The organism is Shimazuella sp. NTD247, from assembly GCF_059510415.1.
Genome location: NZ_JCAJZU010000009.1, coordinates 108,347 through 135,226, shown reverse-complemented (window position 1 = coordinate 135,226; position 26,880 = coordinate 108,347). Strand labels below are relative to the sequence as shown.

Below are 26,880 nucleotides of genomic sequence, written 5' to 3'. Positions count from 1 at the left end.
TAAGACCTTCAACTCAGGCGTGTTACTCACTCTTCGGTTTTCAGGGAATAATTCAAACCTTTTGTACTAAAAGTATGAGAGGTTTTTTGGTGTTTATCTCTCCTTGATAAATGACGTAAAGCAACTCCAACTGCGAGAATGGACATGCCCCGAATGTGACGTTCATCATGATTGAGACATGGAATGTAGCCAAATACATATTGCAAGAAGGTAGAAGATTTCTTGCATGGGGCGCACGGCTTCAGCCGTGCGGAGTTATCAAGTAATCATGTTTTTAAAGGACGGACCTACCTTGCAGGGGGTTATTTCGATTTTTTCCCATACCCTTCCTACTACATAGGGTTCCAATGATAGCCATTTGTCTACATCTTCGCGTGTTGCAAAGTCTACGACTAACATCGAACCTATCATCTGACCATTCTCCAATAAAGCTACACCCATTAACATGTTCCCGCTCTTTACCAATTTGTCCCCTAAAGCAATATGTTCTGCACGCATTTTTAAGCGTCGTTCTAATGCATTGGGGTCAGTTGCATCATAAGCCAGTACCATGAATTGCATGAAAATCATCTCCTCTTTTATAAAAGTGCAATAATAAATTTTTCATTCAATTATTCGAAAGTATTAGGTTGATAATAAGGAATATTTATTTCATTTTAACATTTATAAACAAAAGCAATGTGAGTTATAATTAACTGAAAATTCATCGTTTATTTAATTCCCATTAAGGAGTGAAAGAATATACACGACTGGTGGATAGCATTAGGAATTTTTGTACTCACATTGGTTATGGTTATTTGGTAGCCAAGGGGCTTATCAATCGGTTGGTCAGCTACGGGAGGAGCCATCTTAGCCCTTCTGTTTGAGGTTGTTCATCTTTCCGATATTTGGGTAGTCACGGGAATTGTTTGGGATGCAGTTTTGGCTTTTGTAGCTTCTGTTTTGGTGTCTTTAGTCTTGGATAAGATTGGGTTTTTTGAGTGGGCAGCACTTCATATGGCTCGGTTTGCCAAAGGAAATGGATATAAGTTGTTTATCTATATGCTTTTGCTAGGGGCAGTGACGTCTGCTTTTTTTAATAATGATGGTGGTGTGTTAATTTTAACGCCAATTGTTTTAGCAATGATTCGTGCTCTGCATTTTGAAGAAAAGACTGTTTTTGCCTATATTATTGCATGTGGGTTTATCGCAGATACAACATCCCTCCCTTTCATTATTAGTAATCTTGTTAACATTATTTCTGCAAACTTCTTTGGAATTGGATTTGTCCATTATACGGTGCGGATGTTTGTTCCAAACCTCATTTCTTTCGGGACTAGTTTATTTGTTTTATATCTTTACTTTGGTCGTAGTCTCCCCAAAACATTTGATAGGAAACTATCTAAAGCACCTAGAGAAGCGATTAAAGATCAATCGTTATTTCAATTGTCTTGGTGGATTTTAGGATTGTTGTTTGTGGGTTATACCATCAGTGAGCCGTTTGGAATTCCCGTTTCCGTAATCGCTGGTATCGCAGCAATTATTTTTCTGTTCGCAACGATAAGGAGTCCAATCATTCATACTAAAAAAATAGTGATGGATGCACCATGGTCTATTATTATTTTTTCAGTCGGCATGTATTTGGTTGTATATGGATTAAACAATGTTGGATTTACTTATAAATTAAGTGATGTGATCACTTGGCTTGCCAGTCATGGTTTATATATTGCCACAATAGGGATGGGATTACTGGCAGCTGTTCTATCCTCCACGATGAATAATTTACCGACAGTTGTTTTTGATGTCTTAGCCATTAAAATGACCCATACCACTGGAATGATACGTGAAGCTCTTATTTATGCCAACGTCATTGGTTGTGATCTTGGTCCAAAGATTACTCCGATAGGTTCGCTTGCAACTTTGCTTTGGATCTATATCTTATCTGGCAAAGGTGTAAAAGTAAGCTGGGGTGAATATTTTCGCATTGGAATAGTATTAACAATACCTACGTTACTTGCTACCTTAACGGCTCTTGTTGTATGGTTAAATATATTGAAAGCATTTTAAACGCTAAAATCATGTTACTATGTTCTAGTGGTTTATTTTTAGGAGTGAGATAAATGAAAACTACAACAAATATCGCCCTTCGTGATTGGGCGGTTACACTAGATGAACTTGGCAAAGGAACACAGATTTTAATCATGCGCAAAGGCGGGATTCATGAAGAAACTCGCCATTTTGAAGTTTCCAGTGATAGCTTTTATTTATTTCCTGCTTATGAACATCAAAAAACAGAGCTGTTAAAAGAAGAATACCAAGGAAATATTGCCAAAAGCATCGCGACTTGGTCTCCGGAAGATGAACAAGTTATGGTGAAATATTATGCGAAGTTACATGAGGACATCGAATTGCTGGATGCAGAGAAATTAAAGGCACTCTATCCTCATCATATTTGGACAAATGAATTTGCTGTAGAACGTTTGAAATGGAAAAAGAAACTGCCTTTACATGTCTTACTGCTTCGAGTTTACCAGTTGGAACAACCAATAGAAATTCCAATGCTGGCAGAGTATGGTGGATGTAAATCGTGGTTGTCCTTTCCAGAAACAGTCCAAGGAAAAGAAGCTCACCCTGTTCTCTCTGATGATGAATTTGCAAAGAAAGTGACAGAGATAAAACAAGCATTGGTATAGGTGGGTTTTGGAAAAGGTTTGATTAAATAGCAATAGACTGCCAAGATTTAATCCAGAGATATCTAGATCAATAAGTTAACCCAGACCTTCTTTGGTCTGGGTTTTTGTTTATGCATTTTGTACTGTTAATTGTTCTAATTCAATAATAATCTCATCGACTGTCATATCGCCTTCTAAGTAGATTCCCACTAATGTGGAAACCAGTACAGCTTCTTCATCAGTAATATGTAAGAGTTCTAATAATTCTTTTAATGGGTCGTAATTTTTAGGAAAAATATGTATACTCTGTGAGCCGAAAACGTCTTCAAGTTGCAAGGTTTTCTGATAGATTTTCTTAATCATGCTTAAAATCATTTTAATTAGTTCTTTTTTTTGTGTATCCAAGTACAAAATCCTCTCTAAAAAAAATATAACTATTTCATTATACCAAACTTTGCGAACATATTTTAGATAGTGAATAAATTGCTGGATAAAGAGGAGACTAATAGTCAAATTTTAAATGGAGGTAAAGTGATGGAAGGAAATTATTTTGAAGAAGCATTGTTGGATTACAAAGAGGGCATTGAACAATTATCAAAACAGCTACCAGATGTAGTGGCTCACTATAATAAATTTACGGATGTTTGTTTTCAGGAAAGTGCATTATCTAAGAAAAACAAACATTTAATAGCATTGGCGCTCGGTGTATACAGTAATGATGAATATTGCATTATTTATCATGCCAAAGGTGCTGTTGATCATGGTGCTTCAGATAAAGAGATGCTAGAAGCCGCTGCTGTCAGTGCAGCATTCGGAGGGGGAATGGCAATGTCTCAAACGGTAACATTAGTACAAGACACCATATCTTCCTTTCAAAAACGTACACACTAAAATAGCCCTCATAATAGGGTTATTTTTTAGGTATATAAATCTAATAGGTTTATAATTATTCAAAAGAGGGTATTTTTTATTAATGAGTGAAAAATTGAAAAAAATATGTAGAGTTAACGGTGCAATATTGTAATTTTACAGAAAATGTATTGACATTCAACAGAAGAAAGCGGTAACATAAATGTGTAGAACTGTTTATTCCCTCAAACAACGGATGGATGTGCATAAAGATTAACCCGGTTAAGGGAAGTGGGAGTACTATGATTTATGAATAAGAATGCTGATCTTTTGTTTACAAAAGAAATTACTCCGTTAATTATTCCAAAAGAGAAAGTAGTTGTATTGGAACCAGATTGGTCATTGGAACGAGCTCTCTTGGTTTTAACACGTCGAGGTACAACTTCGGTTCCGGTTATTCATCCAGATGGTAGAGTGGAAGGGATTATTAGTAAAACCAACATATTGGATTTCCTCATTAATCCTAATAAAACACAAGAACTCGATTTTTCTAAACTAAAAGAATATCGTGTGCTGGATGCAATGGATCGAAATCATATGGGAATTATGGCCAACTCCATTTTTTCGTTTGCTTTTGAAGTATTGGTAAATCGCTCATATATACCAATAATTGATATACGCCAACAATTTGTTGGCATTCTAACAAGAAAAGTGATGATGGAAAAGGTTATTGAATATTTTCATGAGGAATATTTACAAACTGTAGCAACAGAACGGTAAAAAAGCCAGTTGATACCTAATAAGGAATCAACTGGTTTTTTTATTGATATAATTACAAAATATAAAAGGAAAGGAATAATTATACAGTTTATTAGTTAGACGAAGCTTCATGTAATGATATGTTGTCTGATATGAAAAATGAGTTCAAAATTATAAAACAATGGAAATAAAAAAAGTGAGGATGAAAAAAACTCAGTTTGTTTTTTTGTTAGAACGTTGAAAAGTGTGTGTAAGAATTTCTAGTTGGGTGCAGGTTTGGAAAAATTCAATCAGCTCATTCCAATAATCTGCATCTAGATCCCTATTTAAAGTGGATGCAATGTCTTTCATTCTAGTAAATAACTGATTAATTTTTTGACAATCAACGGATGAAGAACTGCTTTCATGATGAGACTGGAGGACGAGTTTCTCTAAGTCATCAAAAGTGTTTTCGTAAATTATCGTTTTAATGATCTCAGGCAGATGTGGAGCAATCTTCACTTGAGATCGACACTTTTCCCACGCTCGGAGTAATCGGCGGTTATTTAAACTATTTAGATAGTCTTGCTCTGTGTATAATTCATAGTTACCATTATCTTCATGAATTTGGAATTTTTTTTTGTCTTGTGTACGTATATAAATTACATTTTTTGATTGAAGATAATGATTAACATTGGCATCTGCAATATTTAAATTATGTTTCTTCATCCTTTCTGCCCCCAGTTGTTACAAAATTTCCCCCAAATAAAAGAATAATGAAGAGAGAATCTTTCAAAAGATACTTTCTATTGTACACTATTCTCATAAAAAGTGGGCATAAAATAATGTGAGCAATGCGTGAATATAAAGAAAGAAATTATTATAATTTACAAGTTAATTATATAAAATATATGTATCTTCTTTATTGAATTTGAAAGGTAATCGTTTCTTAAAAATAGGAAATATTTACCTATTTATTTTGTGGTTTTTTTTGTGTTTTATCCCAAAGAGGAATATACCTTGATATCATTAGATGTCTACGTTAGAATATAATGAGAATCACATGATAATCAATCTAATTTAGTTCACAACAAATGATAATACTACCTTATTTTATATATAGGTGGAAAGTTCGTGGAGGAATGTAACTATGTCAACACCGAACCTTACTATTCGGGATCTACAAGTTTCAATTGAAGATAAACAGATTTTAAAAGGAGTGAATCTCTCCGTAAATGGTGGAGAAATCCATGCAATTATGGGACCAAATGGTACAGGGAAAAGTACTTTGGCTTCTGCTTTGATGGGTCATCCCAAATATGAAGTGACTTCGGGAGAGGTAGAAATCAACGGTGAGGATCTGCTCGATATGGAAGTAGACGTACGAGCTCGTGCAGGATTGTTTTTAGCGATGCAATATCCTAGTGAAGTTAGCGGCGTGACTAACTCTGATTTTTTGCGCAGTGCAATTAACGCAAAACGCGGCGAAGGAAATGAAATTTCATTAATGAAATTTATCCGCCAAATGGATAAACAAATGGATGTTCTAGAGATGGACGAATCATTCGCGACTAGATACCTCAATGAAGGTTTTTCTGGAGGAGAAAAGAAACGCAATGAAATTTTACAGATGATGATGTTAAAACCACAATTTGCTATTTTAGACGAGATTGACTCTGGTCTTGATATAGATGCATTAAAAATTGTTGCAACTGGTGTGAATCAAATGAGAAGTCCTGAAATGGGAGTTATCATTATTACTCACTATCAACGACTTTTAAATTATATAAAACCAGATTTCGTACATGTATTTATGCAAGGACGGATTGTGAAATCAGGCGGACCTGAGTTAGCTGAGCGTTTGGAGCAAGAGGGATATGATTGGGTAAAAGAAGAACTTGGCATTACAGACGAAACCGTTGGACATAGGGTGTAAGGGATGGTGCCAACAATGAGTGTTTTTAGTCGCGAACAAATTACCCAACTATCTCGAGGTCAGAATGAACCAAAATGGGCATTGGAAAAAAGATTAGAGGCTTTTGAGGCGATCAAATCATTACCATTGCCTAGGTTGGAAAAGACCAATATCGACCGCTGGAACTTTTCGCAGTTTCAGTTAGTGCCAACGGACGATACCTATCAAACAACGGCAGAACTCCCTCAAGAAATCAGCCGGTTGATTTTAGATGAGCAAGCGAATGTTCTAGTTCAAAAAAATGATAAGGTTGTCTACCAATCTGTCGACATAAATGATGGAGTCATTTTTACGAGTTTAGCTGATGCATATAAACAACATGAAACTTTGTTGAAAAAATACTTATTTGGACAAGAGGTTACTCATCAGATTGCTGCTATACATCAGGCATTTACACAAGGTGGAGCACTTTTATACGTTCCGAGGAACGTTACAGTCAAGTTGCCGCTGCAAGCTGTGTTTTGGTTAGATGGTGAAGGCGCAGCTACCTTCCCCCATATACTTGTGGTTGCCGAAGAAAACAGCAAGGTCGAATTTGTGGCGAATTTCTTAGGCACTAGTGAATCATCTGCAATTAGCAACAGTGTGATCGAAGCTTATGTAGGGCAAGGTGCTCAAGTTCAAATAGCAACTGTCAGCCATTTTCCTGATTCCGTTGTAGATGTAATGGATCGCTTTGCAACAGTTGGCAGAGATGGAAATTTAGAATGGATTGTAGCGGATCTTAGTGATGGACGTGTCATTTCCAAAAGTATGACAAAACTCCAAGAACCAGGCGGACACGTGGACGTGAAATCAGTAGCTTTTGGAGCAAATGAGATGCGTTCAAATATCACATCTGAAATATTACATTTTGGAACACACACAACAAGTGATATTCAAGCTCGTTCCGTAATGAAAGACAAGGCTACTAGTATTTTAAACAGTATAACGAAGATCGAAAAAGGTGCTAGCAAAGCCGATGGACAACAGACTGGTAAGGTATTGATGTTAGATCCGGAAGCAAGAGGGGATGCGAATCCTATTTTGCTAATCGATGAGAATGATGTAACAGCAGGGCACGCAGCAAGTGTAGGTCGTATTGATCCATTGACATTGTTTTACTTGATGTCTCGTGGGGTTTCGAAAGAAGAAGCTTCAAAACTAATTATCCGTGGTTTCTTGGATACTGTTATTGCAGATATTCCATTAGAAGCTCTACGTGCTAGTATTCATGAGATCATTGAAGGGAAATTCACATCATGAATTCATGGAAAAAAGACTTTCCTATTCTCTCCCAACAAGTAAATGAGCATCCGCTTGTTTACTTGGATAGTGCTGCAACTTCGCAAAAGCCAAATCGTGTGATTGAAAAGGTTGCAAGTTATTATAAAGAGGACAACTCTAACGTTCATCGTGGAGTTCATACACTCGGTACAAGAGCAACAGATGCTTATGAAGGTGCACGGGGAAAAGTACAGCATTTTATCAATGCTAAAAAGAGCGGGGAGATTATATTTACTCGCGGGGCAACAACAGGTATTAACATTGTCGCGCGAAGTTACGCACTGGTGAATTTGCAAGCAGGTGATGAGATATTGCTCAGTCCTGCTGAACATCATGCCAACCTTATTCCATGGCAGCAGGTAGCAAAAACAACAGGAGCAAAGTTAGTATATATGCCTCTTGAATCAGACAGTACTATTTTGTTAAATAAGGTACGTCCTCTGATTTCGAACAAAACAAAAATTGTTGCTATACAGCATGTATCTAATGTATTGGGAACGATTAATCCTGTTGCGGAACTAGCGAAATTGGTGCATGAAGTTGGCGGAATTATTACAGTAGATGGTGCGCAGAGTGTCCCTCATATGAAAGTAGATGTGCAAGAACTTGACGTAGACTTTCTTTCTTTTTCTGGTCACAAAATGATGGGTCCAACTGGAATTGGGGTATTATACGGAAAAGAAGATCTGCTAAACGAAATGGAGCCAGTTGAATTTGGCGGTGAAATGATCGACCATGTTGATTTAGAAAATGCAACATGGAAAGAGCTTCCTTGGAAATTTGAAGGAGGAACGCCAATTATTGCTGGTGCTATCGGTTTAGGAGCAGCAATTGATTATTTGCAAGCAGTTGGCATGGATGAGGTAGAAGCACATGACCGCAAGTTAACTGCATATGCTCTATCCCAGCTAAAAAAAATAGATGGAATTCGTATTTTTGGTCCACTCGAAAATCGTATTGGCGCTGTTACATTTAATTTAGATAATATTCATCCGCATGATGTCGCGACAGTACTTGATGCAGAAGGTATTGCGATTCGTGCCGGTCATCATTGCTGTCAGCCGTTGATGCGTTTGTTAGGGGAAACAGCTACTGCAAGGGCGAGTTTCTATCTATATAATGACGAATCGGATATTGATCAACTTGTAAAAGGTTTACACAAGACAAAGGAGTATTTCGGCCATGTCTTCCTTGGATGATTTATACCGTCGAGTGATCATGGATCACTACCAACGTCCTCGTAACAGAGGTCAGTTAGATGATAAGGCAATTTCTGTTGAATTGAATAATCCCACTTGCGGTGATCGAATATCTCTGCAAATGAATGTAGAAAATGGTATGATAAAAGATGCAAAGTTTCTAGGGGAAGGTTGTTCCATCAGCCTGGCCTCAGCATCGATGATGACAGAATCTGTAAAAGGACTGTCAGTTGAGCAATCATTGCATCTTGTTGATTTGTTTTCTCAAATGATGCAAGGGGAAGAAGTAGATACGGAAGAATTTCCGATTGAGGATATTGAAGCATTAACAGGGGTTGCTAAGTTTCCTGCGAGAATCAAGTGTGCTACGTTAGCTTGGAAAGCACTTGAAAAAGGTGTGAAACATTAAATAACTGCATTACAAAATGAGAAGGAGGTTGAAATCATGACTACGATCCCAGAACTATCCGAGTATAAATATGGTTTTCGTGATAAAGACGTATCTGTTTTTCGTGCCAAACGAGGTCTTACTCGGGAAATCGTAGAAGAGATTTCTAGAATGAAAGGCGAGCCAGATTGGATGCTGGAGTTTCGCCTGAAATCATTGGAGCAGTTTTACAAAATGCCAATGCCGAGTAACTTAAACAGTAAATGGTTTTCATTGTTACCTGGTAAATTGGACGAATTGAACTTTGATGATATCACTTACTATGTAAAACCTTCGGAACGACAAGGAAAAACATGGGAAGAAGTACCAGACGAGATCAAACAGACATTTGACAAATTAGGAATTCCAGAAGCAGAGCAAAAGTTTTTAGCAGGGGTATCTGCTCAGTATGAATCCGAAGTAGTTTACCATAACATGCAAAAAGAGCTTGAAGAACAAGGTGTTATCTTCTGTGATACTGATACGGCTGTTCGTGAATATCCAGAGTTGCTAAAAGAATATTTTGGTACCGTTATTCCCCCAGCGGATAATAAATTTGCAGCTTTAAATAGTGCAGTATGGAGCGGTGGCAGTTTCATCTATGTACCAAAAGGTGTAAAATGTGAAGTGCCGCTGCAAGCATACTTCCGGATCAATTCCGAAAACATGGGGCAATTTGAGCGTACATTGATCATTGCCGATGAAGGAAGCTTCGTTCACTATGTTGAAGGTTGTACTGCTCCAGTTTACAGCACCAATTCCTTGCACAGTGCAGTGGTAGAGATTATCGTCAAAGATAATGCACGTTGTCGCTATACCACCATTCAAAACTGGGCGCCAAACATTTATAACTTAGTTACAAAACGTGCAGTAGCCGAACGCGGTGCACACATGGAATGGGTAGATGGTAACATTGGAAGTAAACTGACGATGAAATACCCAGCTGTTGTGATGAAAGGCGAAGGCGCAAAAGCAGATGTCTTGTCCATCGCTGTTGCAGGAAAAGATCAACACCAAGATGCAGGAGCAAAAGTTACCGCACTTGCACCTAACTGTACTGCTACGATTATTTCCAAATCGATCAGTAAACAAGGCGGAAAAGTAACTTACCGCGGACTTACCAGCTTTGGACGGAATTCCGAAGGCTCCAAGGCAAATGTAAAATGTGATACATTGATTTTGGATAATGAATCGACTTCAGATACAATTCCATACAACGAAATTAAAAACGATAACATCATCTTGGAGCACGAGGCCACTGTTTCCAAAGTGAGTGAAGATCAACTCTTCTATTTGATGAGCCGTGGATTGACTGAAAACGAAGCAACACAGATGATTATTATGGGCTTTATCGAGCCGTTTACCAAAGAATTGCCAATGGAATATGCGGTGGAAATGAACCGTCTGATCAAGTTTGAGATGGAAGGTTCCATTGGTTAAAGATTGGAAGAATTCCAAATCCCTTTGCTGCATGCAAGGGGATTTTTTGGTTACAAGATTTCTTTTTATCGGTCATTGTTTTATAATTTCTTTAAATAAACTGTTACGCTTCCGAGGAGTGTCATGCACACCGGTTTTGTCGTCATGAAGAGCAGCGTTATCGTCACTGCGAAGCAGCGTGGAAAGCGTAAGTACGCCGCTGAACTGAAGCTGACAATGTCGGAGTCTCTTCGCAATGTCTTCACGTACCTCCCCAAGTGGATGGATGTCGCTACGTTTCCGAACTCGGCTTCCCGTAACAAACTGCTGACGACACTCAGGCTGACGTTCCACGTCAAGCGGGATCTGGCCAGACTTGCTCCACTGGTGGTTACGCTTAAGGAGCGGGACATCATCGAGCGACTGCTGAAGGATGCTCCTCTCCACAGCTTGGAAGGGATTTACCGCGCAGTTGGGGACTACCTCACTTATGAGAGGAAGAGGCAGATCACTATGTTCCTGTGGAACTACTACGCCCTCAACCACAACGCTTGGGATCGTACCTGTGATGTCCGTTCGGACATCACGTGTGAGGAAGACGGTCTGGACCTGTCCAGTCCGGAACTCAAGGCTGCTCTCAGTGCCCTCCTTCTTTCGCCGAAGAAGGAGATGGCGCAGGTGGCGTAACACAACCCGTATGGGTGAGTGAATCTGCGGATTCGCTCCTCATACGGGGCCACAATAAAAATCATTTTGCGATTGATATATATGTTAATGGAAAACCCCACTTAAATAGAAATAGTGGGGTTTTTGTATGAAGATTAATGATTTATTTGTTATTCAGTCGGAAGTTCTATCTTGGAAAAGTACGGATATACATGGACATCATTTTCTTCTGGTTTGATATATTGCGGCACTTTTACTTTATCAATAAACAAAATTCCATCATACTGCTCTTTGGAGATCAGTTGTTCATTCCATCCACCCCAATCCAAAATAGAACGTTTTTGGAACATCCAAAGCGTATTTGCTGCTTTAACCACGTGTGACATTTCAACAAATACATTCGGATATCCTGCTTTTTCTAAAATGGATTCTACGGAACCGTTAGGATGTGGGTATTTGACAGGTAACGGTTTGCGGTCATTTAAAGCAGATATGCCGCGGTTCATATAAAGTCCTAGTACATAAGACTTCTTTTTTATTTTTGCTGGCAATAATTCACCTAAATCAACGATAGAGCGTCGATTCGGATTATTCGTTTTGGTATTCGCTTTGCGGATATGAAGATTGTGTGCCCAAACGATAATTTTTTGATTTGGATAAAGGGTCTCTGTGATCCAAGTCAAATGTTTTGTCATCGCTTGATCCCGTTTTATATTGTATTGATCGTATGCGTTGTTGGCTTGCGAAGTATTGCCGATTTGTTGGTAGTAATTATAAGACACATAGTATGGAATAACTTCAGACAAAGAATGAATTCGATCTTGTAAAACATATTGTGTGACCTCTAACATTTTTGTAGAGGCAGGATATGTCTGCAACAGCTGTTGTTTGTGTTGAATGGTGAATTCATATAAACGCTGATAATCCTGAATTAGCTTAATCTGATCCTTTTTAAATTGCGCTGGATTCGACTGACCAAGGGTACTAGAAAATCCCATCTCTGTCTGTTCTGCTAGTACTCCTATCTGTGGGTCAATTGTGTGAAACCATTTGTTTAAAAACTTTCCATAAGCATATACTGGCTGCATATCCATGCCAACCATTTGAAGGGGATGATTGGTGCTTCTGCTCTGTTTGATGTAGTTAAACAAAGGAAGTACTTCTTTGGTATGCCAAATATCAAACAAACTATTTTTCAAAGCATCTGTTGAGGTTTGCTGTTTTATTTGTTGATTGGCGGCAAATAATTCACCTAATCCGGATTCAAAAACAAGTACTTGGTAGCCTAATTTTTTGTGAAGATATTCGATAAGTCGAACTTTTACAGAACTAAACTCTGCTGTTCCATGTGAACTTTCGCCTAAAAAGATGAGCTGTTTACTTTTGAGCAGAGGGTCTAAAAACATCAGATCTTGATATTGATCTCCAATTTCAGGTCGGATTTTTTTTATAGGATGGGCGTTTGTTTGAATCCACTGCTGCAAATTAGGATGGCTGGTTGCTAATGGTACAGGTGTCACAAATAAAGACAATGAAAGGGAAATACAGAAGACAATGATCCATCTATACCATTTTGATTGATAGATATTTCTTCTTTTATTTGGGTGCAAATATTTTCTCTCCTATCTTTCACGAATCATGATTGAACAGATAGAAATAGCAGAGAGTATTTCTAATGTTTGGCTTAAAAGATTTATATCTTAGTTTTGTACATATATATAGAATATAACGGTATTCGAAATAAATATATAATTACATGATATGTTTTTATGAAAAATTATGATTGCTTACTTCAATACAAAATCACAAAAAAGATAAATAGACTATATGAAAGGTTTAATATTTTTTATAAATCACGCTGACAATGCTTTGTTATAATAATTTTAAAGAATGTTACACAAGTAGGAGTACCAAATGAGTCAAATCGTTGCAAAAAAAACCGGAAAGTTTTGTTACCGACTGACTGCACAATTAGAAGCTCCCTATCAGCAAATGATGGCAGAGCTTCCAGACTACAAAGAAGTAGATCAACTGCCTTCTTCGTACAATCGAGAAAGACTTTGTGAGCTGCTTCAGCATCTGAAGCAATGTATGTACGAACTTTCGAAGCTGCGGCTTGATGTAAAGCTGCAGGAGCGAGATGTCATATTTCGAATTTTCGAGCGAGGAAAGGCAATTTTTGCTCAGCCATATTCAATCGCCGAAAAGAGATTGGCATGGTTGATTCGAAAGCATTTCACAGATGAAAATCGTCAGAGCGAGGTAGTTCATTTTTTGTTGAGAATGGAGGCGATTGAAGCAGAAGTCTGTGATAAATTAGCAGATTTGTGTACATTAGAGGAATACATCTGCTTTTCCGGTATCCATACTCCATTTGGTTTCTTCCCAGCTCTTTGGGCAATTTCGAATGTGTGACAAATTCTGTGAAGAGAGTAATTGTTTTGCTTTCTTCACAGGATAAATGCCTGTTATTAACAATGGATATAAATATGAAGTTTAAGCCCAATCGTTACTTATACAAGTAGTGATGAGGCTTTTTATTTTGTAGGTATTCAAATTTGACTAGTTAAAAAGGATGGATTATAATGAACTAGTCAAATTTGAATAGAGGAGATCAGTGAAAATATGTCGGTGGTAAGACTACTTGTTCTGGGATCCATTCTCAGGAAAGACATCAGCCATGGCTATGGTGTTTATAACGATATTACTTCTTGGCGTGCAGAGACATGGACGAATGTAAAACCTGGATCCATCTATCATGCTTTGGAAAAGCTTCATAAACAAGGGATGATACAAGCTGCAGATTCAGATGACTCTATCAAGCGGGGGCCTTCGCGTACAGCATATCAGGTAAACACTTCAGGTGAAGCAGAATTTAAAAAGCTTCTCGAAGCTTCACTAAAAAGTACAGATATTCAATCGTTTGCAGTAGGTATTGCCTTTATGGATATGTTGACTCGCGAGAAGGTAATAGAATTTCTAACGGAGCGTTATTCCATATTAGAAGGAAATAATAATTTTTTGGAGACTTTACCGACAGAAGAACTTCCTTCAGAACCATCGAAACATCCAGAACTTGTTGGGATTTGGATTGGTTATATAAAAAATGAAATGGAGAGTACTCAAAACATATTAAATGCTGTCAAACTTGGAAAGTATGCTTTCAAAATAGAGAGAACAAAAGGGGAGATAGTTGATGATCAAAGTGGTAATGCATGATGGGAACGAAATAGATGTAGTTATCCAAGGAAAGGGACCTACTATACTGATTCCTGTAAATCCGATCCCTCTGGAGGGAAAAAAAGCGGAAGAAATGAAAAAGTGGGGTGCTGATCCTGCATTGGGTCAATCATTAATAGATGGACTTCGTGATAAGTACCGTGTTGTAGCTTTTGACTATGAAGGACATGTACTAGCAACACCAAAAGCCGATAGTTTAACACCTGATAATATTGCAGATGACTTTTTATCGATAGCAGATGCTGTTGGTGCAGAGACATTTGCTTATTATGGATATTCTTGGCTTGCGTTAAGCGGTTTGCAGCTTGCCATTCGAACCAATCGATTATCTGCTCTGATCATGGGCGGTTTTCCACCAATCGATGGACCATATGATGAGATGCTTAAAGTCACAACTGCAACCTATGAAATGTCAAAATCAAGCAAGAGTGTGGATACAAAGCAGGTGCAAGCAGGTGACTATGATTGGTCTAGTAAGGAGGATTATGATTGGTCGAATGTGGAAGTGACGATGAACCAAAGTCAGACAAAACAGTTTATGACATTATATCAAAGTCTTCAGATTTTCGATGATAGAAAAGCCCAATCCAAAATTACCTGCCCGCGTCTATGTTTCGCTGGAAGTTTGGATAAAATTGATTATGGGCAGCAGTGGGGAGATGCACACGTAGATATTGTTGGCCCGCTTATCGATAAAAAGGATGAAATAACAAATGCCGGATGGAATGTCTTTGTTTTAGAGGGACTTGATCACACAGGTGCAATGCAGGCAGCAAATGTATTACCTGTTTTGCGACTTTGGTTAGACTCGAAACTAAGTGGAGAATAATACTGTTCTCTTTTTTGCTTAAGAGATTCGCGTATACTAAAATCGATTTGCATTTCGTATCAAGACAAAAGCAGCTCACCGTAGAGTTGTTTTTTTAGGACGTTTCTCCTATACTTTTTTTTCGCAAATTTTTATGAGAAATGAAATTTGACAACTCCATACGGCTAAAGCCGTTGGATTCTTGGGACGATAGTCTCATAACTATTTCATTACCAAGCTAACCCCGGCGCCCCATTGCTGTCAAATGTTTGGACTGGACAGAACGCCAATACCATTTATCCGGAGCATTGGGAGCTGCAATAATGCAGAGGTTATTTGTGTTAGAATGGCTTACTTACTCAGAAAAACGCAGAGTAGTAGAGGTAACTGAAGTCGGAAGACAGGGATTATGGAGAGAATTCCAATTTACTTATAATTAGTTAAAAGGTTCTAAATATATAAGGCAACTCATGTGAGTTGCCTTTCGTTTGGTATATGATATTATCTACATGGTAGTCCTGATCCACTATCAGAACCAGTATAGATATAAGTATCAGAAACATAACCATAAATAGAGACACCAGCATGATCTTTTCCTAAATAGATTTTATCCCAAATGTTACTTGTCCCAAAATAGCCAGAAACAGTAGTACCTGTTGTATAACAGCGATAACTGACAGTACTACCATCGTATGCTTTTCCAATAATTTTCCCTGTAGCAGTGGAAGGATAGTCACGAACATTGACATATCCGCCTCCTGAGATCACAACTTCATACAGTTGATATGCAAATGCTTGGGATGTAAAGCCAAAGATCGTGAGAATAAGGGCAAACATTGTTGTTAAAGAAAATCTTTTCATGATGATACCCCTTTCATTTGGTGTATTTTAAATATAATTTAACTTTGAAATAATAGAAAGAGGTTTGATATAAAATGATAAGATGGTTGGGTAAAAATTTTTATTTTGTGCTCTTATTCGTATTGATTATTCTGTTTTTGGTTGTAATGGGAAATCGATTTTTTTAATTTCTAATTAATAAAAAAGAGCTACCTATAAGGTAGCTTTTTATGTTTGCAGTGTTCGGCGATTGATACCATCAACAAAAAGCGGCTGTACAAAATGTTTGATTCTCTCCATGATTCTTGCGCCTTTCATCGGCTCTGATCCACCTTTTGGCGTGTAAGAAAAATATTCCTCTAGTTCCTCCAATGTGAGATTGGAAGTGAAAATAACTGGCAGTTTTTCTGTCATTCGGTACTGAAGAATAACACCTAAAATATCATCTCGTATCCAAGGAGTAAGTGATTCCGAGCCAATATCGTCTAATATGAGCAAAGGTACAGTTTTGATTGCTTCTAATTTCTCCGTAATCACTTGACCATTTTGAGAAATCGCATCTTTCATTTCCGAAAAAAGTGCAGAAGTATGAATCATCAGTGTTGAAACACCATATTTTACAAGTTCATTCATAATTGCACCAGCAAGATAACTTTTGCCTACGCCAAATGGTCCATATAAATATAATCCTTGGGTTGATTTTCCTTCACGAAATGGGATGCAAAAATGCAGTGCCGCCTGAAATGCTTTAGCTCGCTTTGATTCTAGTGTAAATGTTTCAAAGGTAGCCTCCCGAATGTCTGATGGTATTTGCTGGCATCGGATGAGCGAACTTCGGCGTTTTCTTTCTTCTTCTGCAAGTTGGTAACGGCATGGCTTCATCTGTAAATCAAGAAATCCATTATATTCCATCAATTCCGGGGTGTGTCCAGTGATGAGGTTTTTACATCCTTGTAATCCTCTGCATGATTCACAAGCTGTTTTTTCAGTTACATATTGATCTATATTGGGGATAGAGCGCCAATAAGTAGATAGAGGAATATCTGGATGTTTTTGCATATAAGCTCGGAGACGTTTATTTTGTTGCAGTCTAGCAAATATAGCCCGTTTTGCTTTTTCTGCTCCTGAACTCGGAAATGGAGAAACTTGTTTTAAAGCTTTCATCCGATATATCCCCCCTCTCATCAATTAATTTCCGATCTCCTCCAAATAACGAGACATGAGATCAATAGCGACACCGATTGCATTTTCGTCTGGTGTTATTTTGGAATGATGCAGACCATATGGGGTATCTACTCCCAGCCAGAACAAAAATCCTGGGATTTCTTTGAGAAAGTAGCCAAAATCTTCGCCTGTCATAGCTTCTCTGCATTCCACCAGCTGATACTCGGTTTTTTCTTTCACCCAACTCATAAATTGATTCGTGATCGCATCATGATTGGTTACATCTACATACTGCATTCCCCAATGCAGATTGGCTTCACACTGAAAACTTGTACCAATACCAGCGACGATATCTTTCACACGCTGTTGTACCTTTCTCATTGTTTCCATTGATAAGGTTCGAATGGTGCCGTTCAACTCTGCATGCCCAGCGATAATATTTTCTTTTGTTCCAGCTGCCAATTTTCCCACTGTTAACACAGCAGAATCCAAAGGATTTACATTGCGAGAGATAATTGTCTGTAGCTGAGTGAACAGCTGCGTTGCTGCAACAACCATATCGTTTGTTTGATGGGGGTAGGCCGCATGACCTGATTTTCCGATCAATTCAATATTAATTTCGGATGTATTCGCAAATAAAATGCCCGATCTTGTAGCGATGGTACCTACTGGGTATTCTGGTGCTATGTGGAGAGCAAAAATAGTATCTGGTCGCCATGTTTGAAATTCAATACTTTCCATCATTGGCTGTGCACCGCCAGGGCCTTCTTCTGCTGGTTGAAATATAAAGATAAGATCATCTTTTACAGGATGATGTGCAAAATGGTGTACAAGTCCAAGTGCAATCGTCATGTGCAGATCATGACCACAAGCATGCATAAAACCTGGGTGTGTGGAATGAAAATCATATCCGGTCTCTTCTTGAATGGGAAGTCCGTCCATATCTGTACGGTAACCAATTCGTTTTCTTGGAGAGGTACCTGGAATACGCACGAGAATTCCTGTTTTCCATGTTTGAATTTCTGTATTTGGTAACTCTGACAATTGAGCGAGTAAAAAAGCTTGTGTCTTTTCTTCCATATAGCCTGGTTCGGGTATTTGATGCAGTTGTCGTCTAATTTGAATCCATTTATTCAAAGAAACAGTCATAATCGTTACTCCATTTTTGATAATAGTTGATAAAAAATAGTAATAAAGTGCGATACTTCCTCTTTTGTCAATGTCAAAGGAGGCAATAAACGGATAACCGTTCCTGCTGTTACATTGATCAGTATACCTTCTTCTAAGAAAGATTTCTGCAAGTTTTGGATGGTACTTTTATCTAATGAGGTGACAATGCCAATCATCATTCCACGACCATTGATTTTTTCTACAATCGTTGGAAAATCCCTCTGTAGTTGGTTCAGTTTTGCTAAAAGGTAATCTGCTACTTCTTTTCCAATTTCCATCTGATTTTGATCCAGTAATACTTCTAGTACAGCATTTCCGAGCGCTGCTGATAGCGGGGAAGGAGAAAAAGTTGTACCATGATCACCGGGTTGGAAGGAATCTTTTAGCTGTTTTCCAGCGATAATGCCGCCCAGTGGTAATCCGCCGCCGACACCTTTTGCAAATAAGATCAAGTCTGGAGATAAACCATATGCTTGATAAGCAAATAGCGTACCAGTCCTGCCAATGCCAGTTTGTATTTCATCTAAACAAAACAGCATGTTATTCTTTTGGCAAATCGATTGCGCCGTCTTTAAAAAAGTCTGGCTGAGTGGGACAATGCCTCCAGCTCCAAGAATCGGCTCAACTAGCAGAGCTGCTGGGTTATGTTCTGCACAAATTTTTTGCAGTCCATCGATGTCATTGATTTCTATCTCATAAATTTTTAACGGTAAGGTAGGAAAATCTTGATAAATTCCTTGTTGGCGAGTTAATCGCAGTGCACCAAGTGTACGTCCATGAAAACTATTTTTTAGTACTACTATACCTTGTTTTTCATTTGCTTGTTTCGTTGTCCATTTGTGGATGCTTTTGATAGCAGCTTCCGTAGCTTCTGCACCACTGCTGCAAAAGTATACTTTTCCGTCTATCAATGTATTTTCTACTAAACGCTCCGCTAATCGAATCGCAGGTGTATTGTAGAAAAAATTCGAGATATGAAGGAAGCGCTCGGCCTGAGCACGAAGCGCATTCATTAAGTACGGATGGGAATGTCCAAGTATATTTACTGCAAGTCCTGTAAACAGATCTAAATATCGTTTTTTATCAGTATCAAACAGATAGTTTCCAGAAGCATGATCGATCACGATAGGTAAACGGCTATACGTAGACATGACATATTCATGATCTAGTGACACCCAATCCGTCATATGTGTTTCCCCCTATAGGCTGCGAAGTTCTTCAAGAATTTCCGTTTTTGATTTTGTTTTCTCATCTATTTCTTTTATTACACGTGCTGGAGTACCTGCAACAACTACATTTGGTGGAACATCTTGTGTAACCACTGCTCCTGCTGCAACGACAGAACCGTGTCCTACAGTAACACCTTCTAAAATAACGGCATTAGCTCCAATAAGTACTGAATCTTCTATGACAACTGGTGCTGCAGAAGGAGGCTCAATAACACCTGCGATAACTGCCCCTGCCCCGATATGGCAATGCTTTCCGATATGTCCGCGTCCACCGATAACAGCATTCATATCAATCATCGTGCCTTCACCGATAACTGCCCCGATATTGATAACTGCCCCCATCATAATGACTGCTTGTTTTTCAATCTGTACATGTTCACGGATGATCGCACCTGGTTCAATTCGAGCTTTGATGTCTTTGAGATCAATTAAGGGAACAGCAGAATTGCGGCGGTCATTTTCTATCACATAGTCTGATATCAGATCTGCAGACGCAGTGAGTACAGGCTCGATATCATCCCAATTTCCAAATAAAACGCCAGAGTCGCCAGAGAAGAATGTTTTCACTTCCTCTGGAAAATTCAGATTATGGATATCACCCTTTATGTAAACTTTAACGGGAGTTTTTTTAGTAGATTTCGCTATATACTGAATGATTTCTTCGGAGTTTAAATGCTGCACAAAAAGTCACCCTTTCCTATTTGTCTAAAACAAAAGTATAGCATAAGTAAAAACAAATAGAACCCCAATTGGAGTTCTTTCAATAAGTAAATGTCCATATACTATTGCCAATTTGGTCAGCTGTGTAGAGTTTTTTGAAAATTAGTTTGCTAGACCTAAGTTTGTAGGATTGTCTAATAAATTTTCTTTAATTTCATAAGTCTTACGCATGCAGTGTTGGAACTTCTCTTCGTCGTGTCCGTTAAAGCATCCAGCGAGATTATACCAGATTTTCCACTCCATATCGGAGAAATTATACTTCTGAGCGATCTCAATGCCTTGTTCAAAGAAATGAATCGCTTTATTGGTGTCATTCATCATTTGACAAAGTTCACCAGTTAGTACTAAGTTAGATACCAACTGAGGGGCATCTTGGAATTTTGTTGCATAACGAATGGCATGCTGGAAGTACTCAAAGGCTTCTGATAATTTGTTTTGTCTTAAGTATAAGACACCAGTTCTGCTATATACAGTTACCCAGCGGTGGTCGATAGGAATCTTTTCTTCTAATTTTCTAGCCATTAGGAAGGAGGTCTCTGCCATTTCCCAATCTTTTTGAGCTGTATAAATGGTTCCAAGTACAATCCATAGATCAAACATGGCACTATATTGCTTGTTTCTTCTAGCTACGTCGATTCCTTCTACTGCATATTCGATTGCTTCTTCAATAAGACCAGTACGTCTGGAAAGTTCAGAACGTAACCAATAGAAGCCGAGTGTTGTTTCTATATCGTCTACTTCTGTTAACAAATGCCAAGAGTCTTGTACTAACTGCATTGCTTCTGTGACTCTGCCTAGTTTTTGCAACATAATTCCTTTATGTTTATGAAGAAGGTGTTTTACATGCTGCATTTCTCCTCCTTCATAAAATGCCAATAGACCATCATTTACATACTCTAGTGCTTGATCTAGGTTTCCTTGATGATCACTACAAATTCCTAATAGCAAGTAACTTGCAGCTTCCATATTGTTTTCTTGAAATGAATTTTGTTGTGCACTGCGGAGTGCATTGTAAAAAGAACGCTCTGCTTGTTTCCATTTCTTTTTTGCAACATAACATTCGCCCTTGTAAAAATATGCATGTGCAATATAAGGATGACTATCATCTAACTTTAATTCTTCTAATTTTGTCAGAGCATCTTCTACGTAACCAATTTGTCTAAGGGTAGAAATTGTTAATAAGGCAAACTTTACTTTTTTTAATTCAACTTGTTCTTGGACGAGCATTTCGGGAAGTTTGCTCATTGGTAATTCTAATTTTTCAAGCAAATAGGTAACTTTTTCAGGACTGACATGTGCTACTCCTCGCTCAATATTACTAACAGTAGCAGGAGAAATATTTTCGTCGGCTAGGTCTTCTAGACGCAGACCGCGTTCTTTACGAACTTTACGAATGACTTCCCCCATTTCATGTAAAGCTAATGTTTTCATTATTATCACCTCAACGGAAAAGTTTGGACATAAATATATTAAACTTTTATAAAACAAAAGAAAACCGAGTTTTGTAAAAATTGCACACATTGCAAAAGATTAACCTACAAATAAACCGTCAATATTGTAGGTAAGAGAAATTGGAGGGTAAAATATTGGCACATTTATTAAAAACCATAATTTACCGTTTAAGGAATAATGACGTGTTTGATACAGCAGCGCAACTTTCCTACTATATTTTGTTATCTTTTTTTCCATTTCTACTTTTAGCAGTAACATTGATAGGATACTTACCGTATAGCAGTGAAAACGTACTGTCTGTTATAAAGCCCGTGATTCCTGGGGATACGTATCATTTAATACAAGATAATTTGGTTGCTATCTTAGATGAACAAAATAGCGGTATATTGTCATTGAGTATCATTTCAACGATTTACACAGCATCACTCGTCTTCCAATCGATTATCCGCAGTTTGGATATCGCATATCAAGTGAAAAATAATCGAAGTTTTTGGAAAGGAGCGCTTTTGGGCTTTTTAACGATGTTTGGGCTGCTTGCTGGATTACTCGTAACGCTAGCATTATCCGTGTTCGGTCAATTGATGGCGAGTTATTTTTTTGGGAAAATAGCGGTTGACACATTATTTGTACATTTAGTGACATATGTCCGCTGGTTTTTTAGCAGTGCAGTTGTGTTTTTGGTTCTCCTTTGTCTATATAAGTTTGCTCCCTATACGAAAGTTACCTTTTTGGATGCTTTGCCAGGTGCGGTTTTTGCAACACTCGGTTGGCAGCTCAGTTCCTATGGTTTTTCTTTCTATGCTTCTACAAGAGATTACTCTCTCGTTTATGGCAGTTTGGGAGGAATTATCATCCTAACTGGTTGGTTTTATGTCTCTGCGCTTGTTCTAATCATCGGCGGTCATATTAATGCCGCATATGCAGAAGAAAAGAAAGCTAGAGTGATTAGTTAGTTCTTCTTATTTGTCAGAAATCCTTCTTTTTCAATAATATGTTACGATGTACGATAGAATAGATTGTGATATTGAAAGGGATGGAGATATTGCCGCAAACTAAATTTTTTCGAGCACTTTATGCAATCATATTTTTACTTCTCATCGTTTTGTTGGGAAGTAAAGTGAGTTTTGTATTTCGTCCAGTTGTTGTTTTTGTTCAAACTTTGTTTTTCCCTTTTTTGATATCAGGTGTTTTGTTTTATTTATTTCGCCCAATCGTTTCGTTTCTCTATCGCTTTAAAATTCCAAAAGGGATTTCCATCTTGATTATTTACTTGGTGATTTTAGGTTTACTTGTTTTACTCGGATTTTCAGTCGGACCGCTTTTGGGTAATCAATTTGAAGCGTTGATTCAAAACTTTCCTTCCATGCTGGAAACTGCAAAGGAACAATTGATCAAGTTGAGCCACAACCCATGGGTAAATAAATATGTGGATTGGGATATGATCTCCAACAGTGTTATCAATTACGTAAAGACTAGTTACACCACAATAGGCAGTAATCTAGCCGGTTTTTTTGGAATTGTTACCAACATTATTCTTGTCTTTGTAACCGTTCCGTTTATCTTGTATTACATGTTAAAAGAAGGGGAAAAAGCGGCGCCTTACATGCTGCGTCTCTTGCCTGATCGTGAGCGGGCACATGGAGAATCAATTTTACATGATTTAGACCATGCCCTCAGTTCGTATATCAAAGGTCAAGTATTAGTTGCTATTACAATCGGGTTGATCGTTTTTATTGGATATCTCATTATTGGAATGCCTTATGCATTGCTGCTCGCTATGTTTGCGATGTTTACGAATGTGATACCGTATATCGGCCCATTGATTGGACTAGCACCTGCTGCTATTGTCGCCTCTATTCACTCCCCTTCGATGATTATCAAAGTTTTAATTGTTGCATTCATTGCACAACAGGTAGAAGGGAACTTTGTTACACCTAACGTAATGGGGAAAAACTTAAACATTCATCCATTGACTATCATTTTGCTGCTCTTAGTCGCAGGCAGTTTGGCAGGTTTTTTAGGAATGTTGCTCGCTATTCCTACCTATGCTGTCTGCAAAGTGGTAGTCAGCCATGTGTATCAGCTCATAAAACTTCGAAATCAAGAGAAAACAGTATTATCAGCTGAAGAATAAGACTAATCTCATTATAATTAAATTTATTATAAAAAGATATAGTTTTAAAAATTTTAAACAGAAAAACCCGATCCTTTAATGGATCGGGTTTTATTTTAATAACCTACATTATTATGTGGGCAGTCTAGCTTTGGATGGTCATCTTTTCCGGTTAAAAGAGGGTAAGGATTTACAACATTTCCGTCAATATAAACTTCAAAATGTAAGTGCGCCCCAGTACTATATACAATCCCTTGGGCTCCACCAGATTTGGCGATAATTTGTCCTTGTTTAACTTGCTGGCCTACGGTGACATTTACTGAGATCATATGCAGATATCTTGTTTGCAGATTCACTTGTTTTTTCTGCCCATTGGAAGTTACTGTGACTTTCCCGTGATCGATCATAACTGCGTGACCGATCAAGTTATCATTAGTAGATTTAATTACTTTTCCATCCAGTACAGAAATTACAGGAGTTCCTGTCGGGATCGGGATATCATCACCATAGTGAAATTTATAGACACCAGTTACAGGGTGAATCCGGCATCCAAAGCTAGACGAAACAGTGATTTTTGCTGTTGTGGGCATTGGTAATGCACCGCCAGCCATGATCAAATTTCCATACGATGTTGGACCATTTGCCCCCATATATTCTTGTGATTTTTTTTCTACTTTTTCGGTATAATCCCATGATGTATCATCACTGCCGCTATACTTGGGTGGTGCAGTATAAAAGACCGCACAGGTAACAGGGTAAGAAAAAGTTCCAAGTGTCGCTCCTTTTTCCCGTTTTTCTTTTGCTGTTTTTACACATGTTCCGCTGCTTCTGGATGAATCGGATTGAATACGAATTTGTTCTGATAATTTTTTGGCCGTATCTTCCAGCCATTTTTTTACATCATCCATGCTCACTTTGTTTTTATCATCTTTTTCTTTGCTTACTTCTGAAGCATTACTCTCATTTTGGAATTGATGATAGTAGCCGAGTACTTTTCCTGGGTACTCTGCTGTTTCTTTTGGGGAAGTAGGTACTTGCCCGTTTTTCACCGCACCAGGGCCCCCATTGTAACAAGCCAACGCTACATCAGTTGCTACGAATTGTTTGATACAGCTCGCTAAGATTTCCGTTCCCAATTTGATATTTTGTTCTGGATCATATCCATCGGTATCTGGGTTAAGATGTTTGGATATAAAGTGACAAGGCATGACCTGCATAAGACCACGGGCACCATTCCCGCAGCCAGTAGCTCCTGACTTAGCTTTGGGATTCCAGTTGCTCTCCTGTTGTATTAAGCCAGCCACAAGCAAGGGATCAATATTATGCTGTTTCGCATACGTATCAATAAGGTTTAATACTTTTGTATCTTTTCCTTTTAAGGTAGCAGCTGATCCTCCAAGTGCTTTCAGATGAATGTCGTAAACATCCGAGTAATAGTGCACAGCTGCTAAAATCGTCCATGGTACACTGGGGTATTTACCGGCTACTTCTTGATAAAGTGCTTGAAAGGGTATATCGTTTGATTGTTCCTGTTGCGATTCCTTACTTGCCTCATTGCCGCCAATGATTGCGGTGAATAAGGTTATAGCAAATTGCAATGATATAAATCCGAGTAAGACAACGATTAATGCGACAATTCCTACTGTTTTTAATGTATCTTTGTTATCATTCGTGGATATCGGACTCATCGGTTATCCCCACCATTTTCCATCCCTTGTTGCCGTCTTGGGAGATATTGTAAATATAAATGTAAGTAGCATCCACCTTTTGTCCTTGGGTAGTATTAACGGTTACATCAATTGGTACAGTGAGTGTATTGTACCATTCTCCTCTTTCAATATCGGTGAAATAGATTTTTTTAATTTGAATACTTTTGATATTTGGATTGCCAGTTTTAAATAAGGCCATTTGCTGTGCGTATAAATCATTTGCCATTACTGATTTTAAGCTCTCAACATGTGCCGTTGGTTTGCTGGGATTATAATTTAAATATTTTTGTGTAAAATCGCGAGCAAATGCTTTGATTGAGTCGTTTTGTGCTTGGGTAAGGTCTTCACTGTTTACATTGCCTTTGGCATTTTGTTCCTCATCCGACGGTGTTGTATTGGTTACAGGAGGTGTCGTCTGAGGAGGAGTTTGTTTCTCTGCTTCATTATCCGTACCGCCAAAAATCCAATAGAGAATCAATGACAATACAACAGCGATCACTCCAATGATTACAGCAGCTTGTTTATCCATCATTCGTCTCCTTTTTATCCGAAAATTTACAAATGCGACTTCAAACGCCTGACGATAATTTCACTTGCACATTTTTTGCTAAACCGCTCGATTTTCGCATGACCTACACAACTGTTCACTTACAGCCAAGTATGGCAGGAATAGGAGCAGAGCGAGGACAGTGCTCAAGAGTCGGTGCATATTTTCGCAGATATTTGCTCAAGTAGAGTTCAAACAAAACTTTTTTATTATCCCTAAGTATAAATGAAAAATGGCATTTTCGGCTATAAATTTTCATTAGATTCTACTAGCAAGAAAGATAGGAATCTTATAAAATGAAAATAACATCCGTAGGTTAATCGTTGTATGGAATGAAGGAGTCCGTGATGTTCCGCAGGAACGGCAAGACCAAGAAGTCCGCCAAGAAGGAGATCAAGCGTTTCTCCCGCAAGTGGTGGTTCCGTCTTGTCCGGCGGATCATCAAGTGGATTCTCATCACCGCGGTCACTCTCGCTGTGCTGCTCGTGTCGGCATTCTTCCTGCTCCGGCAGGAGATCAAGGACAGTTACCACCACAAGCCGCACCACGCTCCGACCAAGCACACGCCCAAGCCGGAGAAGTCCGTCCTGGACGACATGCCTGCTCCGACTCAGTCGAGCGGTGAGAAGGTCAAGGTCGACGAGAACGCCTACCAACTGGTTCCGTAAGGAACCGCCTGTCCTGTGTTTGTATTTGAG

General features: G+C 38.4%; 27 protein-coding genes and 1 pseudogene. 16 read left to right on the top strand and 12 right to left on the bottom strand.

What is annotated here, in order from left to right:
- Positions 1 to 258: 258 nt before the first annotated feature.
- Complete coding sequence (locus tag AC5WOC_RS19725; RefSeq protein WP_496057128.1) at positions 259 to 561, bottom strand: YciI family protein; 303 nt, start codon at positions 559 to 561, stop codon at positions 259 to 261.
- A gap of 228 nt (positions 562 to 789) precedes the next feature.
- Between AC5WOC_RS19725 and AC5WOC_RS19720 the strand changes: the two are divergent.
- A pseudogene (locus AC5WOC_RS19720) lies at positions 790 to 2,046 on the top strand (arsenic transporter).
- A gap of 53 nt (positions 2,047 to 2,099) precedes the next feature.
- A complete protein-coding gene (locus AC5WOC_RS19715; protein ID WP_496057127.1) occupies positions 2,100 to 2,672 on the top strand; it encodes a DUF1802 family protein in 573 nt (190 codons plus the stop codon).
- Positions 2,673 to 2,780: 108 nt separating this feature from the next.
- Here AC5WOC_RS19715 and AC5WOC_RS19710 read toward each other — a convergent pair whose 3' ends face one another.
- Positions 2,781 to 3,056 carry a hypothetical protein gene (locus tag AC5WOC_RS19710; RefSeq protein ID WP_496057126.1) on the bottom strand — a complete coding sequence of 92 codons (276 nt, stop codon included), beginning with the start codon at positions 3,054 to 3,056 and terminating at the stop codon, positions 2,781 to 2,783.
- Positions 3,057 to 3,185: 129 nt separating this feature from the next.
- Here AC5WOC_RS19710 and AC5WOC_RS19705 point away from each other — a divergent pair, with 129 nt between their 5' ends.
- Together AC5WOC_RS19705 and AC5WOC_RS19700 are read left to right on the top strand one after the other, a co-directional pair.
- A complete protein-coding gene (locus AC5WOC_RS19705; protein ID WP_496057125.1) occupies positions 3,186 to 3,542 on the top strand; it encodes a carboxymuconolactone decarboxylase family protein in 357 nt (118 codons plus the stop codon).
- A gap of 267 nt (positions 3,543 to 3,809) precedes the next feature.
- Complete coding sequence (locus AC5WOC_RS19700; protein WP_496057124.1) at positions 3,810 to 4,280, top strand: CBS domain-containing protein; 471 nt, start codon at positions 3,810 to 3,812, stop codon at positions 4,278 to 4,280.
- A gap of 192 nt (positions 4,281 to 4,472) precedes the next feature.
- On the opposite strand, the gene AC5WOC_RS19695 is transcribed toward AC5WOC_RS19700, so the two are convergent.
- A complete protein-coding gene (locus tag AC5WOC_RS19695) occupies positions 4,473 to 4,967 on the bottom strand; it encodes a hypothetical protein (RefSeq protein ID WP_496057123.1) in 495 nt (164 codons plus the stop codon).
- Positions 4,968 to 5,388: 421 nt separating this feature from the next.
- Here AC5WOC_RS19695 and sufC point away from each other — a divergent pair, with 421 nt between their 5' ends.
- The 6 genes from sufC to AC5WOC_RS19665 all read left to right on the top strand — a co-directional run bounded on the left by sufC (position 5,389) and on the right by AC5WOC_RS19665 (position 11,211).
- On the top strand, positions 5,389 to 6,174 hold the full coding sequence (gene sufC, locus AC5WOC_RS19690; protein WP_496057122.1) for a Fe-S cluster assembly ATPase SufC: 786 nt from the start codon (positions 5,389 to 5,391) through the stop codon (positions 6,172 to 6,174).
- 15 nt (positions 6,175 to 6,189) lie between these two features.
- Positions 6,190 to 7,458: a Fe-S cluster assembly protein SufD gene (sufD, locus tag AC5WOC_RS19685; protein WP_496057121.1), complete on the top strand. Its 1,269-nt coding sequence runs from the start codon at positions 6,190 to 6,192 to the stop codon at positions 7,456 to 7,458.
- Positions 7,455 to 8,678, top strand: coding sequence for a cysteine desulfurase (locus AC5WOC_RS19680; RefSeq protein WP_496057120.1), 1,224 nt, complete (start codon positions 7,455 to 7,457; stop codon positions 8,676 to 8,678). The genes sufD and AC5WOC_RS19680 overlap by 4 nt, the downstream gene beginning before the upstream one ends.
- Positions 8,662 to 9,087 (top strand): Fe-S cluster assembly sulfur transfer protein SufU, encoded by a 426-nt coding sequence (sufU, locus tag AC5WOC_RS19675; RefSeq protein WP_496057119.1) that lies wholly within the window; start codon positions 8,662 to 8,664, stop codon positions 9,085 to 9,087. Before AC5WOC_RS19680 ends, sufU begins: the two co-directional genes overlap by 17 nt.
- A 36-nt stretch (positions 9,088 to 9,123) precedes the next feature.
- Complete coding sequence (gene sufB, locus AC5WOC_RS19670; RefSeq protein WP_496057118.1) at positions 9,124 to 10,545, top strand: Fe-S cluster assembly protein SufB; 1,422 nt, start codon at positions 9,124 to 9,126, stop codon at positions 10,543 to 10,545.
- Between the two features lie 123 nt (positions 10,546 to 10,668).
- On the top strand, positions 10,669 to 11,211 hold the full coding sequence (locus tag AC5WOC_RS19665; RefSeq protein WP_496057117.1) for a hypothetical protein: 543 nt from the start codon (positions 10,669 to 10,671) through the stop codon (positions 11,209 to 11,211).
- Positions 11,212 to 11,360: 149 nt separating this feature from the next.
- Here the strand turns inward: AC5WOC_RS19665 and AC5WOC_RS19660 are convergent, their stop codons facing one another.
- Positions 11,361 to 12,800 carry an erythromycin esterase family protein gene (locus AC5WOC_RS19660; protein WP_496057116.1) on the bottom strand — a complete coding sequence of 480 codons (1,440 nt, stop codon included), beginning with the start codon at positions 12,798 to 12,800 and terminating at the stop codon, positions 11,361 to 11,363.
- Positions 12,801 to 13,104: 304 nt separating this feature from the next.
- Here AC5WOC_RS19660 and AC5WOC_RS19655 point away from each other — a divergent pair, with 304 nt between their 5' ends.
- From AC5WOC_RS19655 to AC5WOC_RS19645, 3 genes are all read left to right on the top strand, one after another.
- Positions 13,105 to 13,605, top strand: coding sequence for a hypothetical protein (locus AC5WOC_RS19655; protein WP_496057115.1), 501 nt, complete (start codon positions 13,105 to 13,107; stop codon positions 13,603 to 13,605).
- 210 nt (positions 13,606 to 13,815) lie between these two features.
- Entirely contained in the window at positions 13,816 to 14,409 is a 594-nt protein-coding gene (locus tag AC5WOC_RS19650; RefSeq protein ID WP_496057114.1) for a PadR family transcriptional regulator, read from the top strand.
- Positions 14,387 to 15,259 (top strand): alpha/beta fold hydrolase, encoded by an 873-nt coding sequence (locus AC5WOC_RS19645; RefSeq protein ID WP_496057113.1) that lies wholly within the window; start codon positions 14,387 to 14,389, stop codon positions 15,257 to 15,259. Before AC5WOC_RS19650 ends, AC5WOC_RS19645 begins: the two co-directional genes overlap by 23 nt.
- A 480-nt stretch (positions 15,260 to 15,739) precedes the next feature.
- On the opposite strand, the gene AC5WOC_RS19640 is transcribed toward AC5WOC_RS19645, so the two are convergent.
- From AC5WOC_RS19640 to AC5WOC_RS19615, 6 genes are all read right to left on the bottom strand, one after another.
- The gene (locus AC5WOC_RS19640; protein WP_496057112.1) at positions 15,740 to 16,099 is read right to left on the bottom strand and encodes an SH3 domain-containing protein; all 360 of its coding nucleotides are present in this window, start codon (positions 16,097 to 16,099) and stop codon (positions 15,740 to 15,742) included.
- 207 nt (positions 16,100 to 16,306) lie between these two features.
- Positions 16,307 to 17,242, bottom strand: coding sequence for a primosomal protein DnaI (gene dnaI, locus AC5WOC_RS19635; protein ID WP_496057111.1), 936 nt, complete (start codon positions 17,240 to 17,242; stop codon positions 16,307 to 16,309).
- A 24-nt stretch (positions 17,243 to 17,266) separates the two neighbouring features.
- The gene (locus AC5WOC_RS19630) at positions 17,267 to 18,391 is read right to left on the bottom strand and encodes an N-acetyldiaminopimelate deacetylase (protein ID WP_496057110.1); all 1,125 of its coding nucleotides are present in this window, start codon (positions 18,389 to 18,391) and stop codon (positions 17,267 to 17,269) included.
- 5 nt (positions 18,392 to 18,396) lie between these two features.
- Positions 18,397 to 19,599, bottom strand: a complete 1,203-nt coding sequence (locus AC5WOC_RS19625) for an aspartate aminotransferase family protein (protein ID WP_496057109.1) — start codon at positions 19,597 to 19,599, stop codon at positions 18,397 to 18,399.
- Positions 19,600 to 19,611: 12 nt separating this feature from the next.
- A complete protein-coding gene (gene dapD / locus AC5WOC_RS19620) occupies positions 19,612 to 20,322 on the bottom strand; it encodes a 2,3,4,5-tetrahydropyridine-2,6-dicarboxylate N-acetyltransferase (RefSeq protein ID WP_496057108.1) in 711 nt (236 codons plus the stop codon).
- 141 nt (positions 20,323 to 20,463) lie between these two features.
- A complete protein-coding gene (locus tag AC5WOC_RS19615; RefSeq protein ID WP_496057107.1) occupies positions 20,464 to 21,792 on the bottom strand; it encodes a helix-turn-helix domain-containing protein in 1,329 nt (442 codons plus the stop codon).
- Positions 21,793 to 21,947: 155 nt separating this feature from the next.
- On the opposite strand from AC5WOC_RS19615, the gene AC5WOC_RS19610 reads away from it, so the two are divergent.
- A complete protein-coding gene (locus AC5WOC_RS19610; RefSeq protein ID WP_496057106.1) occupies positions 21,948 to 22,766 on the top strand; it encodes a YihY/virulence factor BrkB family protein in 819 nt (272 codons plus the stop codon).
- A gap of 89 nt (positions 22,767 to 22,855) precedes the next feature.
- Positions 22,856 to 23,947: an AI-2E family transporter gene (locus AC5WOC_RS19605; protein WP_496057105.1), complete on the top strand. Its 1,092-nt coding sequence runs from the start codon at positions 22,856 to 22,858 to the stop codon at positions 23,945 to 23,947.
- A gap of 95 nt (positions 23,948 to 24,042) precedes the next feature.
- On the opposite strand, the gene AC5WOC_RS19600 is transcribed toward AC5WOC_RS19605, so the two are convergent.
- Together AC5WOC_RS19600 and AC5WOC_RS19595 are read right to left on the bottom strand one after the other, a co-directional pair.
- Positions 24,043 to 25,614, bottom strand: coding sequence for a transglycosylase SLT domain-containing protein (locus AC5WOC_RS19600; protein WP_496057104.1), 1,572 nt, complete (start codon positions 25,612 to 25,614; stop codon positions 24,043 to 24,045).
- Complete coding sequence (locus AC5WOC_RS19595; RefSeq protein WP_496057103.1) at positions 25,592 to 26,167, bottom strand: hypothetical protein; 576 nt, start codon at positions 26,165 to 26,167, stop codon at positions 25,592 to 25,594. The genes AC5WOC_RS19600 and AC5WOC_RS19595 overlap by 23 nt, the downstream gene beginning before the upstream one ends.
- A 362-nt stretch (positions 26,168 to 26,529) precedes the next feature.
- Between AC5WOC_RS19595 and AC5WOC_RS19590 the strand changes: the two genes are divergently transcribed.
- Positions 26,530 to 26,850, top strand: coding sequence for a hypothetical protein (locus AC5WOC_RS19590; protein ID WP_496057102.1), 321 nt, complete (start codon positions 26,530 to 26,532; stop codon positions 26,848 to 26,850).
- Positions 26,851 to 26,880 lie beyond the last annotated feature (30 nt).